The sequence below is a fragment of the Arthrobacter sp. L77 genome, assembly GCF_000816565.1.
In the GTDB taxonomy this organism is placed as follows: Bacteria; Actinomycetota; Actinomycetes; order Actinomycetales; family Micrococcaceae; genus Arthrobacter_D; species Arthrobacter_D antioxidans.
This window is the reverse complement of sequence record NZ_JWSU01000005.1, coordinates 300,498-317,967: the sequence shown is the minus strand read 5'-3', so window position 1 is coordinate 317,967 and position 17,470 is coordinate 300,498. Positions and strand designations below refer to the sequence as shown.

Annotated in this window: 17 protein-coding genes and 1 riboswitch; of the genes, 9 read left to right on the top strand and 8 right to left on the bottom strand. The window is 68.3% G+C overall.

Annotated elements, in window-relative coordinates:
- The gene (locus RY94_RS09515) at positions 1 to 564 is read left to right on the top strand and encodes a MarR family winged helix-turn-helix transcriptional regulator (protein ID WP_082046222.1); all 564 of its coding nucleotides are present in this window, start codon (positions 1 to 3) and stop codon (positions 562 to 564) included.
- An 86-nt stretch (positions 565 to 650) separates the two neighbouring features.
- Entirely contained in the window at positions 651 to 2,591 is a 1,941-nt protein-coding gene (locus tag RY94_RS09510; protein ID WP_231554493.1) for an MFS transporter, read from the top strand.
- Between the two features lie 253 nt (positions 2,592 to 2,844).
- Here RY94_RS09510 and RY94_RS09505 read toward each other — a convergent pair whose 3' ends face one another.
- A complete protein-coding gene (locus tag RY94_RS09505; RefSeq protein WP_043444402.1) occupies positions 2,845 to 3,564 on the bottom strand; it encodes a VIT1/CCC1 transporter family protein in 720 nt (239 codons plus the stop codon).
- A gap of 77 nt (positions 3,565 to 3,641) precedes the next feature.
- Between RY94_RS09505 and RY94_RS09500 the strand changes: the two genes are divergently transcribed.
- The 3 genes from RY94_RS09500 (at position 3,642) to RY94_RS09490 (ending at position 6,834) form a co-directional block, all read left to right on the top strand.
- Positions 3,642 to 4,376 (top strand): glutamine amidotransferase, encoded by a 735-nt coding sequence (locus tag RY94_RS09500; protein ID WP_043444400.1) that lies wholly within the window; start codon positions 3,642 to 3,644, stop codon positions 4,374 to 4,376.
- Between the two features lie 212 nt (positions 4,377 to 4,588).
- Positions 4,589 to 5,770 (top strand): NAD(P)/FAD-dependent oxidoreductase, encoded by a 1,182-nt coding sequence (locus RY94_RS09495; RefSeq protein ID WP_043444398.1) that lies wholly within the window; start codon positions 4,589 to 4,591, stop codon positions 5,768 to 5,770.
- A gap of 62 nt (positions 5,771 to 5,832) precedes the next feature.
- Positions 5,833 to 6,834, top strand: a complete 1,002-nt coding sequence (locus RY94_RS09490; RefSeq protein ID WP_043444396.1) for an acetamidase/formamidase family protein — start codon at positions 5,833 to 5,835, stop codon at positions 6,832 to 6,834.
- 286 nt (positions 6,835 to 7,120) lie between these two features.
- On the opposite strand, the gene RY94_RS09480 is transcribed toward RY94_RS09490, so the two are convergent.
- The gene (locus tag RY94_RS09480) at positions 7,121 to 7,954 is read right to left on the bottom strand and encodes an alpha/beta fold hydrolase (RefSeq protein ID WP_043444392.1); all 834 of its coding nucleotides are present in this window, start codon (positions 7,952 to 7,954) and stop codon (positions 7,121 to 7,123) included.
- A gap of 94 nt (positions 7,955 to 8,048) precedes the next feature.
- On the opposite strand from RY94_RS09480, the gene RY94_RS09475 reads away from it, so the two are divergent.
- Positions 8,049 to 8,627 carry a TetR/AcrR family transcriptional regulator gene (locus RY94_RS09475; RefSeq protein WP_043444390.1) on the top strand — a complete coding sequence of 193 codons (579 nt, stop codon included), beginning with the start codon at positions 8,049 to 8,051 and terminating at the stop codon, positions 8,625 to 8,627.
- Here the strand turns inward: RY94_RS09475 and RY94_RS09470 are convergent.
- Positions 8,624 to 8,917 carry a GNAT family N-acetyltransferase gene (locus tag RY94_RS09470; RefSeq protein ID WP_043444388.1) on the bottom strand — a complete coding sequence of 98 codons (294 nt, stop codon included), beginning with the start codon at positions 8,915 to 8,917 and terminating at the stop codon, positions 8,624 to 8,626. The two genes, RY94_RS09475 and RY94_RS09470, sit on opposite strands and share 4 nt — an antisense overlap.
- A 116-nt stretch (positions 8,918 to 9,033) precedes the next feature.
- Between RY94_RS09470 and RY94_RS09465 the strand changes: the two genes are divergently transcribed.
- The gene (locus RY94_RS09465) at positions 9,034 to 9,792 is read left to right on the top strand and encodes an SDR family NAD(P)-dependent oxidoreductase (RefSeq protein WP_043444385.1); all 759 of its coding nucleotides are present in this window, start codon (positions 9,034 to 9,036) and stop codon (positions 9,790 to 9,792) included.
- An 11-nt stretch (positions 9,793 to 9,803) separates the two neighbouring features.
- On the opposite strand, the gene RY94_RS09460 is transcribed toward RY94_RS09465, so the two are convergent.
- Positions 9,804 to 10,022 carry a hypothetical protein gene (locus tag RY94_RS09460; RefSeq protein WP_043444383.1) on the bottom strand — a complete coding sequence of 73 codons (219 nt, stop codon included), beginning with the start codon at positions 10,020 to 10,022 and terminating at the stop codon, positions 9,804 to 9,806.
- On the bottom strand, positions 10,019 to 10,636 hold the full coding sequence (locus RY94_RS09455; protein ID WP_043444381.1) for an ArsR/SmtB family transcription factor: 618 nt from the start codon (positions 10,634 to 10,636) through the stop codon (positions 10,019 to 10,021). Before RY94_RS09455 ends, RY94_RS09460 begins: the two co-directional genes overlap by 4 nt.
- 185 nt (positions 10,637 to 10,821) lie before the next feature.
- Positions 10,822 to 10,935, top strand: a riboswitch (SAM riboswitch).
- Between the two features lie 36 nt (positions 10,936 to 10,971).
- Here RY94_RS09455 and RY94_RS09450 point away from each other — a divergent pair.
- Positions 10,972 to 12,360 carry an LLM class flavin-dependent oxidoreductase gene (locus RY94_RS09450; protein WP_043444379.1) on the top strand — a complete coding sequence of 463 codons (1,389 nt, stop codon included), beginning with the start codon at positions 10,972 to 10,974 and terminating at the stop codon, positions 12,358 to 12,360.
- Positions 12,361 to 12,660: 300 nt separating this feature from the next.
- Positions 12,661 to 13,314, top strand: a complete 654-nt coding sequence (locus tag RY94_RS09445; protein WP_043444377.1) for an SDR family oxidoreductase — start codon at positions 12,661 to 12,663, stop codon at positions 13,312 to 13,314.
- A gap of 476 nt (positions 13,315 to 13,790) precedes the next feature.
- Here RY94_RS09445 and RY94_RS09440 read toward each other — a convergent pair whose 3' ends face one another.
- The 3 genes from RY94_RS09440 to RY94_RS09430 form a co-directional block, all read right to left on the bottom strand.
- Complete coding sequence (locus RY94_RS09440; RefSeq protein ID WP_082046219.1) at positions 13,791 to 15,470, bottom strand: HNH endonuclease signature motif containing protein; 1,680 nt, start codon at positions 15,468 to 15,470, stop codon at positions 13,791 to 13,793.
- Positions 15,471 to 15,776: 306 nt separating this feature from the next.
- A complete protein-coding gene (locus tag RY94_RS09435) occupies positions 15,777 to 16,322 on the bottom strand; it encodes a heme-degrading domain-containing protein (protein ID WP_043444375.1) in 546 nt (181 codons plus the stop codon).
- 134 nt (positions 16,323 to 16,456) lie between these two features.
- Positions 16,457 to 17,338 (bottom strand): hypothetical protein, encoded by an 882-nt coding sequence (locus RY94_RS09430; RefSeq protein WP_052274198.1) that lies wholly within the window; start codon positions 17,336 to 17,338, stop codon positions 16,457 to 16,459.
- Between the last annotated feature and the right edge of the window lie 132 nt (positions 17,339 to 17,470).

Below are 17,470 nucleotides of genomic sequence, written 5' to 3'. Positions count from 1 at the left end.
ATGTCCGTAGGGCAGTCCACCGCTGCAGAACTGGTGCACAACATCTTCGATCTGCAGCGTGCGCTGCGTGCGGTCACTGCGGCGAGCATGAAGTACTCGGAGCTGGGGCCGGCCCACACGGGCGTCCTCTTCTTCATCGGTGAGGGCGGGCCGCTCCGCGCGTCGGCGCTGGCGGCCCGGCTCGGTATCGGCCCGTCCGCCCTGAGCCGGCAGCTCGCCGACCTCGAGCAGTACGGGTTCGTGGTCCGCACGCCGGATCCGATGGACGGGCGGGCGTGCCTGCTCTCGCTCTCACCGCAGGGCCGGGCATGTCTCGCCGAGACCTACGAACGCAGGGCCGAGACCCTGCGCGGGATCCTGGCCGACTGGACGGAGGGCGAGGCCGAAGCGGCGTCGCTCTCCGTGCAGCAGCTCACGGTCGCGTTGCGAGCCGCGGGACCGCACCCCGACGGGGTGCCTCCTGCAGCGGGCTCCGGCGCAGCACCCACGACACTCGACACCACGGGCAACGACGGCCGTCACCACCCGGACCCCGCGTCCGAGACCACGAAGGAAGAACGCTGATGGCCACCCATCCCACCAGGAAGAAAGCAGCGGGAGTCTCCGCGCGGCAACCGGCTCCGACGCCGCACCACGGGGCCGGCGAGCCCATGAGCCACAGGCAGATCCTCCAGGCCCTCACGGGCCTGCTCGCAGGCCTGTTCACGGCGATCCTCAGCAGCACGATCGTGGCGAACGCCCTGCCCACCATCATGAGCGACCTCAACGGCTCGCAGACGGACTTCGCGTGGGTCATCACGGCTGCGCTGCTGGCCAATGCGGCGACCACCCCCATCTGGGGCAAGTTCGCCGACCTGTTCGACAAGAAGGTCCTGGTGCAGCTCAGCATCGTGATCTTCGTGGCCGGCTCCGTCCTGGCGGGATTCGCCCAGACGATCCCGCTGCTCCTCACGGCCCGTGTCATCCAGGGTGTCGCCATGGGTGGCCTGACCGCCCTGGCCCAGGCGATCATCGGGACCATCATCGCGCCGCGTGAGCGCGGCAGGTACTCCGGCTACATGGGTGGCGTCATGGCCGTAGCGACGGCTGGAGGGCCCCTGCTCGGCGGCTTCATCGTGGACTCGCCCCTCGGCTGGCGGTGGACGTTCTTCGTCTGCGTGCCGCTCGCGATCATCGCACTGGTGCTGCTCCAGGTGACCCTGAAGCTCCCCGATACGCGCCGCAAGGCCAGCATCGACTGGCTCGGGTCCGTCCTGCTGGCGGCGGGCGTCAGCCTGCTCCTCATCTGGGTCTCCTTCGCCGGCAAGGAGGGCTACTACGAGTGGTTCTCCCGCGAGTCCGCGCTCATGGTCGGCGGCAGCGTCATCCTCCTGGCCCTCCTCCTCGTGGTGGAGTCGAAGGTGACCGAGCCGATCATCCCGCTGAAGATCATCTCCCAGCGCACCACCGCCCTGGCCATCATCGCCTCGATCACGGTCGGCGTCGCGATGTTCGCGAGCTCGAGCTACCTCGGCCAGTACTACCAGGTGGCCCGTGGCGCGACACCCACCGAAGCCGGACTGCTCACCATGCCGATGATCGCCGGCAACCTCATCGGTTCCATCGGCGCCGGCCTGCTGGTGACCCGGTTCGGCAAGTGGAAGCGGTTCCTGACGGCCGGCTCCCTCTTCCTCATCGCAGGGCTCGGCCTTGCCGGGACCATCGACCACCTGACCGAACTGTGGGTGGTGGGTATCTACACGTTCGTCTTCGGCCTGGGCCTCGGCCTCCTGCTGCAGAACCTTGTCCTCGCGGTCCAGAACACCGTGGCGGTCAAGGACATCGGTACGGCCAGTGCGTCGGTCGCCTTCTTCCGTTCCATGGGCGGTGCGGCCGGCGTCGCCGTCCTGGGTGCCGTCCTCGGTACGCAGGTGGAGAACAGGACCACCGAGGGGCTCGCCGCCGCAGGCATACCCGCCAGCGGGGGAGCGGCCGGTGGTTCGCTCGACCTCGTCGACCTGCCCGCGCCGATCGCGGACATCGTGCGGGCCGCGTACGGCGACAGCACGGCGCTGATCTTCCTGATCACCGCGGTCATCGCGGTCGTCGGACTCGTCTGCGTCCTGTTCATCAGGGAGACCCCGTTGCGCCGGACGGTCGATTTCGCCCCGGCGGCCCCGGCCGGTCCTGCGGCCTCCATGTCGCCTGCGGCGACCGGTACCACCGGCGCGACGCCGTCGGTTGCCGGTGCGCCGTCGGACTCCCGGATCAAGGCGGCGTCGAGCAGTGCTGATGCACAGCCCGCGGCCGACATCGCCCGGCACGGTGGCGCCGTGTCGAGCCGGAACGACGACGACGGCGGGTATCGGACGTCCGACGTCGTCGCCATCCAGCCGTCGCACGGCCGGCACAGTGCCGGACCGGTGGAGATCCGCAGGGCCGACGTGGACCGTGCGGCCAGGGAGCTGACCGAACTCTCGGCCAGGGAGCTGACCGAGCTGTCGGAGCTGGACGAGCTGGACCAACTGACGGAGCTGGACGAGCTGACCGCATCATCCGGGCTCTCCACGTTGGACGCCGGTCTCGAGGATCGAGCGGGGGCCGACCGCTAGTCCGGACGAGCAGGACGAGCAGGAGGACAAGCAGCAGGACGAGCAACAGGCCAGGCCGCCGGGTTTCCCGGTGGCCTGGCCTCGTCGTGGGTGCCCGGTGTTCGTTCGACGGACCCTGCACAGGCGGCATGGGGTGATCCGGGTGCCGGCCCGGCTGGACCGGACCGCCTCGACCGGTCCCAGCGCTCTGCCTCACCTGCCCGACCGGCGGGAACCGGCGGAACCCGACCGCCGGGTCGATACAGCCGGGTGCCTACGCGATGCCGGTGGTGCCCAGCAGCGATCCGACCAGATAGGTGAAGGCCATGGCCAGGGCGCCGCCGATCACGAGGCGGATCGTCGCGCGTCGTCGTGAGCTCCCGCCCACGTGGGCGCTGATCGCCCCCGTGATCGCCAGGGCCACGAGGACCGCCACGAAGGTGATGGGGATCCGGAGTTCGGCCGGAGGGAGGAGGATCGCGAGGAGGGGGAGGACCGCGCCGGCCGCGAACGATGCCGCCGACGCGAAGGCCGCATGCCAGGGATTGACGACCTCGAGCTCGTTGATGTTCAGCTCCGCCGACAGGTGGGCCGCGAGGGCGTCGTGTTCCGTCAGCTCGGCAGCGACCTGGCGGGCCGTCCCGGGAGTCAGCCCCTTCTGCTCGTACAGACCCGCGAGCTCGTCGAGTTCGCCGTCGGGATCCTCCGCGAGCTCCTGGCGTTCCTTCTCGATCAGGGCTTCCTGGCTGTCCTTCTGACTGCTGACGGACACATACTCGCCCAGCGCCATGGACACGGATCCGCCCACCACGGCGGCTGTTCCCGCCACCAGGATGGGCGTAACCGCATTCGTCACGCCGGCGACGCCGACGACGGTCGCTGCGGTGGACACGATGCCGTCATTGGCTCCGAGGACCGCGGCGCGCAGCCAGTTCAGGCGCCCCGCCACGCCGCTGTCGTGAGGTTCGCTGCGCTGTACCGGCATGTCCGTCATGGAAGCAGTAAAGCACCGGGCCCCCTGCTCGGCTACCGAGGATCGGCTTGCCTTGCCACCCCCAGTAGCATCGAGGAGTGAAACCGTTCCTGCTCCTGGCCACCCGTGTCGACGACTACGCTGCCGATGCCGAATACCGGAGCTTCCTGAGCTTCGGTGGCCTCGCCGAAGGCCAGCTGCGGCGCGTCCGGCTCGAGGCCGGCCCACTGCCCGAGCTCGATCTCGCGGACTACTCCGGGATCTTCCTCGGGGGCAGCCCCTTCAATTCCTCGGACCCGGAGGAGTCGAAGGGGGCCGTGCAGGTGCGTGTGGAGGGCGAACTCGCCCGGCTGCTCGACACGGTGGTCGCCGAGGACTTCCCGTTCTTCGGAGCCTGCTACGGCGTCGGCACCCTCGGCCGGCACCAGGGCGCCGTCATCGACGGCACGTACGCGGAGCCGATCGGAGCCATCGACATCACCCTCACCGACGCCGGCCTCGCCGACCCGCTGCTCACCGGGCTGCCGTCGTCGTTCTCCGCCTATGTGGGACACAAGGAGGCGTGCGCCGCGCTGCCGTCGTCGGCGGTCCTGCTGGCGTCCTCGGCAACCTGTCCCGTACAGATGTTCCGCGTGCGTGAGAACGTGTACGCCACCCAGTTCCACCCCGAGCTCGACGTCGAGGCGCTGGTCGGCCGGATCAGGACCTACCGCCACGCGGGGTACTTCCCGCCCGAGGAGGCCGAGGACTACATCGAGCGGGCCCGTGCCTCCGCCGTGGACCATCCTGCGGCAATCCTCGGCGCGTTCGTGCGGCGCTACGCGCGGCACTGAGTGGCGTCGTCGTCGAGCGTGAGAGCGGCGGAAATGCGTCCTGACGTGCGTCGGTACCGGGAGGTACTGTCGGAAGACACGCTGCGCAGGGCGACACAGAAGAGGTAGCTGCCATCCGTTTCCGCACGAGAACGAGACCGAGCACGAGTACCGCACGGGCCGGACGCACCGTCCCCGTCCGGCCGGCCGCCGGCGAGAAGCGCCATCACGAGGTGCTGATCATCGGCGGCGGCAACGCCGGTGTCTCCCTGGCCGGACGGCTGCGCAGGTACCGGTTCAAGGACGTCGCCGTGATCGAGCCGCGGAGCAGGCACCTCTACCAGCCGCTCTTCTCGCACATCGCCGGCGGCACGGCGGATGCCTTCGAGGCCGTGCGCCTGCAGTCCGAGGTCATGCCACCGGGGGTCACCTGGATCCAGGACAAGGCCACGGACGTCAGCACCGGGTCCGGCACGGTGCTGCTCGAGTCCGGCAGTGCCATCACCTACGACCACCTCGTCGTCTGTCCCGGGATCCAGAACGACTGGACCGCCATCCCCGGTCTCAAGGAGGCCATGGAGGGGCCGCACGGCGCGTCCAACTACGAGTACGAGCTGGCCCCCAAGGCGTGGAAGCTGTTCAGGGACCTGACCCGCGGCACCGTCGTCTTCACCCAGCCGCCCGGACCGGCCTCGTGCGACGGTGCGGCGCAGAAGCCCATGTACCTCGCGTGCGACCACTGGCAGCGCGAGGGGGTGCTCGAGGACATCCGCGTCGTCCTCGCCGTGTCCACGCCCACCATCTTCGGCATGGACATCATCGACGAGGAACTCAACCGCAAGATCGAGGAGTACGGCATCGAGGTCCGGTACAGCACCGAACTCGCCTCCGTGGACCCGGAGGGCCGCACCGTCGAACTGGTCAACAGCGTCACCGGCACCCCGGAGACCCTGGGCTACGACGTCCTCCACGCCGTACCACCCCAGTCCGCCCCCGAGTGGCTGAAGTCCACGGACCTGCCGGCGCATGGAAGCCGGGCGGGCTTCGTCGAGGTGGATCCCGTGATCCTCCGGCATCCACGCTTCCCGAACATCTGGTCTCTGGGCGATGCCGCGTCGACGCTGAATTCGAAGTCCGGGGCGGCACTGCGCATGCAGACGACGGTCCTCGCGAAGAACCTCCGGGCCGTGCTCAAGGGGAAGAAACCTACCGCGGAGTACAACCACTATTCGGCCTGCCCGTTCGTGGTCAGCCACAACACCGTGGTGTTCTCGGAGTTCGACGACAAGTACGCTCCGATGCCCACCGTGCCGGGGTGGGACGACCTCGCCCGGGAACGGCGGCTCACGTACGTGATGGAGCGGTTCGTGCTGCCGAAGGTCTATTGGAATCTCATCCTGAAAGGCCGCGCCTGAGGGTCGGGCAGCCCGGTCCTCCTTCCCTTGTCCGTGCCGGAGCCTCCCCGTAGCATCCGGTCATGGAGATCATCGAGTACCGCCCCCTGCGTGATCAGCTCGTCTACACCTTCGGTGGCAGTGCTCCCGTCCTGACGGTCCGGCCCGGGACCGCGCTCCGGCTCTGGTCGGAGGATGCGTTCAACAATGCGCTCACGTCGGTGGACGACGTGTCGGGCGAGAAGGTGGACCTGAACTTCGTCAATCCGCAGACCGGGCCGTTCTATGTGGAGGGTGCGGAGCCCGGGGACACGCTCGCCCTGCACATCGTCGATCTCACGCCGGCGCGCTCCTACGGGGCGTCCGCCACGATCCCGTTCTTCGGAGGACTCACCAGCACCGACCGCACCGCATCCCTGCAGGAGCCCCTGCCCGACATCACCTGGATCTACCACGTCGACACCGAGCGCCGGACGGTCGGATTCCAGTCGAGGCACGGCGACTTCGAGGTCGCCCTGCCGCTCGAGCCGATGCTCGGGACAGTCGGCGTCGCGCCGCCCGGCGGGGAGGTCCGGTCGGCGCTGGTGCCGGAGCGGTTCGGCGGCAACATGGACGCACCGGACGTCAAGGCGGGCACCACGGTCTACCTCGGGGTCAATGTCGAGGGTGCGCTGTTCTCCATCGGCGACGGCCACTATCGCCAGGGGGAGGGGGAGGCCTGCGGCACCGCCGTCGAGGGAGCGATGCACTCGACCATCATCGTGGAGCTCGTCAAGGGCGGGGCCCCGGCGTGGCCGCGGTTCGAGACGGACTACCACTGGATGGCGGTGGGGTCCTCGCGCCCCATGGAGGATTCATGGCGCATCGGCCAGCTGGAGATGATCCGTTGGTTCCAGGACCTCTTCGGGCTGCACCAGCTCGATGCCTACCAGCTCCTGACCCAGACCGCGCTGGCCCCGATCGCGAACGCCGTCGACGCGAACTACAGCGTGGTGGTCAAGGCGCCCAAGGCACTCTTCCCTTCGGTCGATGCATACGGTGGGCTCCACGCGCACCTGCGGCGGCAGGCCGCCGACCTCCGCTGATCCGCGACGGGGCGGCCTGTCCGCCGTAGCGGTGGCCGACGCCGTCGTGCTCCTTGCGAGTCCGCGCCCGGCCCGGGCCACGGGCGTCGACCTCCTGGTCGACGCACCCACACGTGGCATCCAGTTCCAGCGCGGACGGCGTCCGGGTCACGCCCTCTTGCGCGGACGGCTTCTCGCACGGACGACGACGGCACGCACGACGACAGCGCCCGCGACGACGGGACGCCGGATCCGCCGGCGTCCCGTCGTCGTGCCGTGAACTCCTTCGATGGCCTGCTTCGACGGCCTACTTCGACAGGAAGCGGAGCAGGATCTCGTTGATCTCGGTGGCGTGCGTCCACAGCATGCCGTGCGGGGCGTCCTCGATCTCCACGTATTCGGCGGAGGGGAGGCGCTTGGTGAATTCGCGGCCGGTGGAGTCGATCGGGAGGATCCGGTCGTCGGTGCCGTGCACGATCAGGGCGGGGACGGTGATCTTCCCGACGTCGCCGCGGAAATCGGTCAGCCAGGAATCGACGACGGCGAACGACGCATACCAGGACGCCCCCGAGGCGACGTTCCAGGCGTTGCGCAGTGCTCCCTCGCTGAGACGGTTGCCGAGGAAGTTGTCCGTGTTGAAGAAGTCGTTGTAGAAGTTCGTGAACCAGGCGTAGCGGTCCTCGATCGCCGCGCTCCGGATGCCGTCGAACACCGCGGCGGGGGCGCCGGAGGGGTTGTCCTCTGTCTGGAGCAGGAACGGCTCGAGCGAGGCGAGGAACACGGCCTTCGCCACGCGGGCCTCGCCGTAGGTGCCGATGTAGCGTCCCACTTCGCCCGTACCCATCGAGAAGCCGACGAGGACGGCCTCAGTGAGGTCGAGCGTCTCGAGGACCGTGTTCAGGTCCGCGGCGAAGGTGTCGTAGTCGTAGCCCGTCGTCGGCTTGCTGGATCGGCCGAAGCCGCGGCGGTCGTAGGTGATGACGCGGTACCCGGCGGTGAGGAGAGCAGCGGTCTGCTTCTCCCATGAGCCGCCGTCGAGGGGATATCCGTGGATCAGGACGACGGGCCGGCCTGCGCCGTGGTCCTCGTAGTAGAGCTCGATGTCCGTGCTGTTCTCGGTGCCGACCTTGATGAAGCCCATGTGGGTGGTCCTTGTCTCGAGCGGAGAGAACGTTCGTTCTCTCTCGGTGGCCAATATAGAGAACGTTCGTTCTCAATTCAAGTAGAATGGCTGAATGACGAGCTCCGAGATCCGCAGCCGCATCGTGGAGACCGCCGACGGGCTCTACAACGCGAAGGGCATCCAGGCTGTCGGCATGGACGAATTGCGCTCGGCAGCGCACGTCTCGCTCAAGAGGCTCTACCAGGAGTTCCCGTCCAAGAGCAGCATCGTCATGGCCGTCCTCGAACGCCGACACCGGTCCTGGACGGAGGGGCTCGATGCGCAGGTCCGCGGTGGAGACTGTCCGCGGGCCCGGCTTCTCGCGATCTTCGACTACCTCGCGCAGTGGTTCGGCGAGGATTCCTTCCGCGGCTGCGGCTTCATCAACAGTTTCGCCGAACTCGGCGCAATGAGCCCTGACGTCGCCGAGTATGCGAGGAAGCACAAGGAGTCGTTCCAGGAGTACGTCGGGGACCTGGCGGAGGCGGCGGGAGCGCCGCCGTACCTGGCGCCACAGCTGTCGATCCTCGCCGAAGGCGCGCAGACGACGGCGGCGATCGCCGGTTCCTCGGAAGCTGCGGGTCAGGCGCGCCGTGCCGCCGAAGTGCTCATCGACGCGGCCCTGCGCGAGGGGATCAGGGGAGCGGCCTAAGCCGTCAGGTCCTGGTAGTCGGGGTTCTCCTCGATGAAGGCCGCCACGAATTCGCACTGGGGAACGACCGTGAGGTGCTGCCGGCGGGCGTCGTCGAGCGCATACCCGATGAGGGTGCTTCCGATCCCGCGACCCTCGACGTCCCGGTCGACGACCGTGTGCGTGAAGGTGATCGAATCGCCGGACCGCTCATAGGCGGCGGTACCGACAGGGCTGCCGTCGAGGGTGGCCACGTAGCGGCTCTCTGCCTCGTTGTTGCTGACCTGGACGTCCGGGGTGTCGGTGCTCATCCAGCCACCCTCGCATCCGTACCGACCGGGGTCAACGTGCCATGTCCGGTGGTCACTTCTCCTGCCGGGGCCCGGCCTCTCCGCTGCGGTGCCGCACGCGAGGTACGGTCTGAACCATGACATCGAAGATTCTGGTGACCGGTGCAAGCAGGGGCATCGGTGCAGCCATCGCCCATGATCTCGCAGGGCGTGGGCATCGTGTCGCCGTCCATGCCGGCCGTGATGGGCGCGCCGCCACGGCGGTGCGCGATGCGCTTCCGGGCGACGGACACGTGGTGGTCGTCGGCGACGTCGGTGATTCCGAGGCCTGCAGTCGCATCGTCGACGAGGCCGTGGGTGGGCTGGGCACTCTCGACGTGCTGGTCAACAACGCCGGCATGTTCGAGGCGCATCCGATCGACACCGTGTCCTTCGCGGACTGGCAGGAAGCGTGGCGCCGCACGCTGGACGTGAATCTGCTGGGGCCGGCGAACCTGGCCTGGCTGGTCGCGCGGCATCTCCTCGACCGGCCGGCGGGGCCGGAGGGCGGACGGCTGATCAGCGTCGGATCACGCGGAGCCTACCGGGGCGAGCCCGTCACACCGGCCTACGGTGCGAGCAAGGCGGCGTTGCACTCCATGACACAGTCCCTCGCGGTGGCGCTCGCACCGCACGGGATCCTTGCTGCCGCCGTCGCGCCGGGATTCGTCGAGACCGACATGGGCAGGACAGTGCTCGACGGCCCGGGTGGCGACGCGGTGCGCGCACAGAGTCCGTTCAATCGCGTCGCGACGCCGGAGGAGGTGGCGCAGACGGTCACGTGGCTCGCTACCGATGCTCCGCTCTGGGTCAGCGGCACCGTGGTGGACGTCAATGGGGCGTCCTACCTGCGGTAGCTACAGGGCGGCTAGAGGAGATGGATGCCGCTGTGGGCGGCGGCCCGCAGATCCGTCCTGCGCTCGAGGTGGCGGTGGAAGAGCTCCACGTCGGTGCCCTTTGCTGAGGCGAGAGAGGATCCTGCTGCGATGAACGCGGTGCCCAGGCGGATGAGCGTCCGGGATGTGAGTCCTCCGCGGGATGATCCGGCGAGCGCCGGGTAGCCGGCGTGAAGGGTTGTGCTGGTCATGTCGTCTCCTGGGGATCGATGAGGGGGAAGGCGTTGAAGTGGATCTGGACGGGCCGGGTTCCCGGGGTGCCCGGTTCGGAGCGGTAGGCGTCGAGCTTCTCGCGGAAGATCTCGCTCATGTCCCGGGTGAGGGCTGCGAGCTGGTCCACCGTCAGGTGGGCGTTCATCGTCGCGATCACGGCTGCGTCCGCCCACTCGGGCGGGATGGACTCGGAACCACTGGCCATGAAGGTGGCGAGAGCTTCGGAGCGGCCGCGTTCGAACTGGCGGTTCACCTGCCGCGTGGCTTCCCGTGTGGTGGGGTCCTGCTCGAGTTCGGGGGTGCTGAGCGTCAGGGATCCGCGGGGGCGTTCCCACCACCGCTCCCGTGCGGAGCCCCGTTCCACCTCGCGGACGAGGCCGTGGCGCGCGAGCTGCCGCAGGTGGTAGCTCGTTGCCCCACTCGATTCGCCGACCCTCTTGCCGATGCTGCTCGCGGTCTGCGGCCCGTAGCTAGACAGGACCTCGAGTAACTGGACCCTGAGAGGGTGGGCGAGGGCCTTGAGTGCCGCTCCGTCCAGGATGCGGTTGCCGTCCTCCGACGGGTGTCCTGTGTTGCCTGTGCTCTCCTTCATGCCTCCAGTGTGCACGCGCAAAGATATGTTTGCAATGCTTTCTTTGCACTTTTTGGTCCCTTTCGTGCGAATGCCGACCGCCGTCGTCGGACCTTCTCCGGGCGGCGGGGGAGGTTCGAGGCGTGACGCCCCGTGACGACGGCGGGTGGACGACGGCGTGCCGGCCCACCTACGCTCGAGACCAGAATCAAGAGCTCCAACGCAAAACCCTGGTTTGTTGGACGGCAACCCCCTCGCTGTAGCGGGGTGCCCCAGGTGAGGATTCGGCCCGGCACAGGCAGTGCGGGCAAGTATGGCGCTTCCGCCACGGCAGTGCCCCGACGTGAGGACTCTTCATGCCCGCATCACCACGCCGTATCCGGTTCAACGCCTTCGACATGAACTGTGTGGGCCATCAGTCGCCGGGTCTGTGGCGTCACCCCGAGGATCAGTCCTGGCGCTACAAGGAACTGGGCTACTGGGCCGACCTGGCGAAGACCCTGGAGAAGGGACTGTTCGACGGCGTCTTCATCGCCGACGTCCTCGGCACCTACGACGTCTTCGGCGGCTCCAACGAGGCCACCCTGAGGCAGGGGACGCAGACCCCGGTCAACGATCCGTTCCTGCTCGTCTCGGCCATGGCGCTCGTCACCGAGCACCTCGGGTTCGGCGTCACCGCCGGCACCGCCTACGAGCACCCGTACCCCTTCGCGCGCAGACTCTCCACGCTGGACCACCTCACCAAGGGGCGGGTCGGCTGGAACGTGGTGACCGGCTACCTGCCGTCCGCTGCACGCAACATGGGCCAGGAGGACCAGCTCGAACACGACGCGCGCTACGACCACGCGGACGAGTACCTCGAGGTCCTCTACAAGCTGCTCGAGGGGTCGTGGGAGGACGACGCCGTGGTCCGCGACCGCGAGACGGGCGTCTTCACGGATCCGGCCAAGGTCCACGAGATCGGCCACGACGGCACGTACTTCAAGGTCCCGGGCATCCACCTCAGTGAGCCCTCACCACAGCGGACGCCGGTCATCTTCCAGGCCGGAGCGTCCTCCCGGGGCATCGCCTTCGCGGCAGGTAACGCCGAGGCGGTGTTCGTCGCTGCACCCACGAAGGAGAAGCTGAAGGACGTGGTCAGGAAGATCAGGGATGCGGTCGAGGCCGAGGGTCGTGACCGCTACTCGGTGCGGATCTATACCCTGCTCACCGTGATCACGGACGAGACCGAGGAGAAGGCCCAGGCCAAGCACGCCGATTACCAGCAGTACGTCAGCTATGAGGGTGCCCTCGTGCTCGTCTCGGGATGGCTCGGTGTGGACCTTTCCGTCTACGATCCGGACGAACCGCTCGGCAACGTGAAGTCCAACGCCATCCAGTCCGCCGTCGCGAACTTCCAGAAGGTGAACGACGACGGGTCGCCGTGGACCGTGCGGGACATCGCCGAGTCGGCGGGGATCGGTGGGCTCGGGCCGCGCATCGTCGGTTCGGGTGTGCAGGTCGCCGACGAGCTCCAGGCGTGGGTCGAGGAGACCGACGTCGACGGCTTCAACCTCGCCTATGCGATCACCCCGGGGACCTTCGAGGACATCATCGAGTTCGTCGTGCCGGAACTGCAGAAGCGTGGTGCCTATCCCACCGAATACACGGAGGGAACACTGCGTCAGAAGCTGTTCGGGAAGGGCGACCGCCTGCCCGAGGAGCACCGCGGTGCGCAGTATCGGCTAGCGCCGGTCCGCCCCTGACGCGTCGCCGGGTTGGTCATCGTCGACCCGGCGGGCGTGGTTCGGGCGCCACGGGTAGTCTCCGCCTTACGTGTCGGTGGGGTCGGTCATTGGCACCAGGCGGGTATGGCGGGAGCGTCGTGGTTCGTCCGCCCTGGCGCGTCATTTGCCTCAGTAAGCGTGGGGCATTGGTGGCTTCAGCTGGGAATAGACCTGCGCTCGCGGCGGAACAGTCGCGGGAAGGTGGCCAGCCCGAGGTGCGGGGGACTAGCGTCGAAGACAAGGTATCCGACGACCAGTCATCCGACAGAAGGAGTTCCCATGTCACGCGTAGCCATCATCGGTGGGCACGGAAAAGTAGCCCTGCATCTCACGAAGATCCTCACGAGCCAGGGCCACCAGGTCAGCTCGGTCTTCCGTAACCAGGACCACGCCGGCGACGTCGAGCAGGCCGGGGCAACCCCCGTTGTCGCGGACGTCTCCGAGCTGTCGGTGGAGCAGATGGCCGATGTCTTCCGTGGCCATGACGCCGTCGTCTGGTCTGCAGGCGCAGGTGGCGCGAGCCCCGAGGCGACGTATGCCGTGGATCGGGATGCTGCGATCCGCTCGATGGACGCCGCCCAGGAGGCGTCCGTGGGGCGCTATGTCATGGTGTCCTACCTCGGGGCACGTAAGGACCACGGTGTCCCCGAGGACAACGGCTTCTTCCATTACGCCGAGGCGAAGGCCGCGGCTGATGAGCACCTGCGCAACTCGGAGCTCGCCTGGACCATCCTCCAGCCGGGAGCACTCACCACGGACCCGGGAACCGGGATGATCGAGGTGTCCGCCGAGCCGCAGCAGGACTCGGTGGCACGCGAGGATGTCGCACTCGTGGCCGCCGTCGTCCTCGGTAACCTCGGCACGGTCGACAAGACCATCCAGTTCAACACCGGTGAGACGCCGGTCGCGGAGGCCATCGAGGCTGCACTGTAGTCCGACCAGCACGATGAAGGCGGCGTTCACTGTGTGGGCGCCGCCTTCTGTGTGCCAGCTGGCCCTCGTCTTCAGTGTGGTGCGGGCTGTCCTGATTCACGAGGGTGTGCACGAGAAACGCCAGGCGCTCCGTAGCTCCCGGGATCTACGCACCGTTCCGTACGCCGGATGCGCCCGGCGGACCGGATGCACCCGACGCCCCGGGAGCACCGCTGGGTATGCCAAACGCACCCGACGGGCCGGATGTACCCGACGCTCCGGATACGCTGCCCCGCGCTCCGGATGCACCGCTCCCCATGCCGGAGGCGGCCCTACCTGACGGACCGGGCCGCACCCGACGCTCCGGGCGCACCGCTCGGTATGCCAGACGCACCCGACGGGCCGGATGTACCCGATGGTCCGGGCGCACCGCTCCCCATGCCGGAGGCGGCCCCACCGGACGGACCGGGCCGCCCCCGACGGTCCGGGCGCACCGATCATCCGGTGCTGTGCTCCAGAACGCTTGTGCTGCGCTCCGAGACGTCCACGCTCGGCCCCGAGGCGTCGTCGAGCAGTGCTTCATGGACGGCTTGTCCTGCCTGCCAGTACCTGTTCCGACGAGCCGTTCCCGGAGGACCGAGGGTTCGGGGGGCGGTGAACCACGGAATGCCGTTCCGGGATGCCACGGTCCAGGCACCTTGATGAATGACATGGTGGTGGCGCGAACACAGCAGGACTCCGTTGTCGATGCTCGTCGCGCCGCCTGCTGACCACGGATCGATGTGGTGGGCTTCGCACCAGCTGGCCGGGATGGAGCAGTCAGGGAAGGCGCAGCCCTTGTCCCTGGCCACGAGCGCTCGCCGAAGATGGGGCGGAAAAAGCCGCTGTGCCCGTCCCACATCGAGGATCTGACCGCTGCTTCCGAGGACCAGGGGGATGATGTCGGCATCGCACGCCAGCTTCCTGATGCTCCCTGCACTCATCTGCCCGGAGAAGACCGAATACCCCGCCTGATGTGTGGCGCCGATGAGGTCCTTGTAGTCGATGGTCACCATGACCTGTGGTCGGTGGCCGCCCGTCGAGGGAAGCGCAGCCGTGCTCAATGTGACCTTGCAGGCGGCGATCAGGCCGTCGAGGAGGGTCTGGGCCCTCGTCGCCGCCGGCTGATCAACGAGAGCGGGTGAATTCTCGGCTGTGGCCGGGCCGTGTGGTGCGTGCGGTGTACTCGAGGTGTCCGGTGCTCCGGGAGCTCCCGGTGTCCCCGGCGCCCCGGGTTCCCCGGGTGGATTCTCGGCTGCGGTGGCATCGATCCGCCCCGCTGCGCCGCGCGGGTTCGCCGTTGAGTTCATGACGGTTGCGAGCAACTCGAACTGCTCATCCGTCGCCCCGATTTCGAGGAAATGCAGTCCATGGCGTCGGCCACGGAAGAAGACGCCCTGCCTCGCGCGCAGCACCTTCTCTGTCGGCTCCTGCCCGTCCTGATCGAGGACGCCCTCCCAGCGCCGCGCCAGCACCCGGAGGATATCCTCGTCGGACTCCATCGCCTGCCGTGTCAGGTGATGCTCCATCGACGCGAGTTGCCGCGGCGTCGCGAACGAGTCCACCCGCTGCAACGCGTGCGCGACTACGGTGGCGGCCCGTCCGCTGATGCGGCCAGTGGTCACCGCGCCGCCCAGTGCTGCAAACCGGGGAGGTACACGCGCGCCGGTCGGCGAGATCCGGGGGAGTACCATCTCCGCAAGACTCAGCCGGCGCTTCGCCTCTGTCCGACTGATGCCCAGCGTGGCACGGAGAAAGTCTGCGCAGTTCCTGTATCCATTGCCGCTCGGCTCGGTCGGCTCGGTCGGCTCGGTCGGCTCGGATGACGTGTACGCGGCAGGGCCGGTGCGGACATCCCCGCGGACGGATTGCTCTGCCCTCGCCAGAAGCGAACCGCCCGCAGTTCGCTCCTCGTCATCGGCAAGATGATGTTCCTGGGCGACGCGGGCGGCGAGGATCTGGAGATGGTCGATGGTCCGTGAGGCGTCTTCGACCTCCAGCAGGAACCGCATGGCGTCCTGTCGGGACCGGAGGCCCTGGCTCTGATCGATGTCCCTCGCGCATTCGGCAAGCGCTGTGCATACCGAGTCCATGGAACTCGGAGGTGCGGTCAAGCGCTCGACCGGTGCGGTAGTCATACCTGAATTTTATCGAACATGCGTACTAATGGCGCGGTGGGGAAGCGAATGTGGAGGAAGAGTCGTCCTCAGTTATCCACATAGGCAGCGCCTGTGGACCTGCACCGGCATTCCGAGTGGAACCTCCTGTTTCGGGACATCCGGCCCTCACGGACTCCTGGTCTACTGCGGCGGTGCGCAGGCGGCTGCCCGCGACCCGATGCCCGCCGTCGTCTGCTTCTATCGAGCACCGCCAATCCTGCTCACGACCCCTGTAGACCAACCCGGCCACTCGGGACGGGGACGCACGGTGCCTCGCCCTGGTTCCTAGAGGCCGGCAGCGGCGTGAAAGGTCCGTAGCGCCTCGACGACGAGCCGGTGGTCCTCGAGTTGCGGAAGGCCGGAGACCGTTACCGTGGCGACCGGACCGACGCCCTGGATGTACAGCGGGAAGGAGCCGCCGTGCGCTGCGAACATCGTCGTGTCGAACAGCGGATCGTCCTCCACCCGCCCGCCGTTGCGGCGCCCCCGGAGGCCGACGAGCAGGGAGGGGACGAGGTAGCGTTCGGCTGTGCGGCTCTTCGCGTCGAGCCAGTAGTCGTTGTCGGGTGTTGTTCCGTCGAGTGCGGCCCGGAACAGGATGTGGTCGGGCCTTCGGATGCAGACCGCGATCGGCAGGTTGCGTCCCGCGCCCAGCTGGACGATCAACTGCCCCAGGGCGACTGCGTCGTCGTTCGTGAAGCGGGTGAACTGGAGCTCGGCGACCTCCCTCTCGACCGTGCTGATCAGCGCCTCGAGCGCCTCGGCAGGCTGTTCGCTGCTGCCGTCCGGATCGAACGGGAGGACGGCTGTAGGGAGGGCGTCATTGCTCATCTCCTTAATTTACGTCGTCGACGGGACGTGGCGGGCTTTTGCTCAGTTGTTTAGTAATTTCCTCGGGGCGGCAGTGTGTGCGTCGCCTGCGTTTCTCGCGGACATGATCCCGAAGCGGAAGGCTCCGGCGGATGTCAGAGTCCGGGTGCGCAGGGCCCGGCGCCGAGGAGCGCGAGGCCTGCGAGGTCGCCCTCCCCGAACGAGACCCGGCCGACGTTCTCCGAGTAAATCAGTTCGCCAGCGTCATCCACATGGTCGAGTCCGACGACGTGCGCGAGCTCATGCATGATCGTCGCCTTCAGGTACGCGCGCCCGTCCGGGTAGCCGAGCGATGTGGCGGCGTCGGGCGCATCGAGCTGTACCTGGCCACCCACGTAGACCAGCGGCTGCCCGGACGCCTGGGCGTAGTCGCTGCCGCCGAGACCCGCGATGTCCCCGGCCAGTCCGGGAATCTCCTCAGGGGTGGTCCAGATGATCAGCACCGGCACCCAGGCCTTCCCGTACAGCTCCGGCTGGTACAGGTCACGCTCTTCGCTGGGCGCCTCGGTGGTCGCGCCGTCGTGGACGAACTGCAGACCCGTGGCGGCGGACACCTCAGCGACGGCTTCCTGCACCAGTCCCTCCGAGCCGGCCGGGGCACTGTCCGGCCGGACGACGTAGTGCACGGGGCGGCAGGGATCGTAGGCCACCCACTCCTGCTCCTCGACGGGCGAGTCCATCAGCTTGAACGCCGTCGACGACGGAGCGGGCGGCGGCGTCCCGAGCGGCACGCCGTTGGCCTCGACCCCGCGGGGCGGCACATCGGCGCCGGGCAGAGGCGGCAAGGGGGCCGGCAGGTCGGGCAGCGTGACCGGCAGGTCGGGCGAGGGGACGTCCAGATCCGGCAGCGTGACCGGCAGGTCGGGCGAGGGGACGTCCAGGTCGGGCAGTGCGACCGGCAGATCGGGCAGTGGGGCGGGCAGGACGAAGCGGTCGAACACCGACGGCGTCGCGTACAGGGCGGCGACCAGGACCAAGCCCGCTATCGTGCCGGATCGTCGTCGTCGCCGACGGCCTGGCGCGTTGTGCTCCCGGGGCGGTGTCTGCTCGTAGGACGGCGCTTCCTCGGAAGCCGGTGCGGTTCGCCAGGGCGGGGGGGGGGGGGGGGG

Bases quoted from the DNA above. Each gene is read 5' to 3' on its own strand.
- RY94_RS09450 (WP_043444379.1), top strand. From the start codon at position 10,972: ATGCCCGCATCACCACGCCGTATCCGGTTCAACGCCTTCGACATGAAC.
- RY94_RS09475 (WP_043444390.1), top strand. From the start codon at position 8,049: ATGACGAGCTCCGAGATCCGCAGCCGCATCGTGGAGACCGCCGACGGG.
- RY94_RS09460 (WP_043444383.1), bottom strand. From the start codon at position 10,022: ATGACCAGCACAACCCTTCACGCCGGCTACCCGGCGCTCGCCGGATCA.
- RY94_RS09480 (WP_043444392.1), bottom strand. From the start codon at position 7,954: ATGGGCTTCATCAAGGTCGGCACCGAGAACAGCACGGACATCGAGCTC.
- RY94_RS09505 (WP_043444402.1), bottom strand. From the start codon at position 3,564: ATGACGGACATGCCGGTACAGCGCAGCGAACCTCACGACAGCGGCGTG.
- RY94_RS09465 (WP_043444385.1), top strand. From the start codon at position 9,034: ATGACATCGAAGATTCTGGTGACCGGTGCAAGCAGGGGCATCGGTGCA.
- RY94_RS09515 (WP_082046222.1), top strand. From the start codon at position 1: ATGTCCGTAGGGCAGTCCACCGCTGCAGAACTGGTGCACAACATCTTC.
- RY94_RS09445 (WP_043444377.1), top strand. From the start codon at position 12,661: ATGTCACGCGTAGCCATCATCGGTGGGCACGGAAAAGTAGCCCTGCAT.
- RY94_RS09510 (WP_231554493.1), top strand. From the start codon at position 651: ATGAGCCACAGGCAGATCCTCCAGGCCCTCACGGGCCTGCTCGCAGGC.
- RY94_RS09470 (WP_043444388.1), bottom strand. From the start codon at position 8,917: ATGAGCACCGACACCCCGGACGTCCAGGTCAGCAACAACGAGGCAGAG.
- RY94_RS09490 (WP_043444396.1), top strand. From the start codon at position 5,833: ATGGAGATCATCGAGTACCGCCCCCTGCGTGATCAGCTCGTCTACACC.
- RY94_RS09435 (WP_043444375.1), bottom strand. From the start codon at position 16,322: ATGAGCAATGACGCCCTCCCTACAGCCGTCCTCCCGTTCGATCCGGAC.
- RY94_RS09440 (WP_082046219.1), bottom strand. From the start codon at position 15,470: ATGACTACCGCACCGGTCGAGCGCTTGACCGCACCTCCGAGTTCCATG.
- RY94_RS09455 (WP_043444381.1), bottom strand. From the start codon at position 10,636: ATGAAGGAGAGCACAGGCAACACAGGACACCCGTCGGAGGACGGCAAC.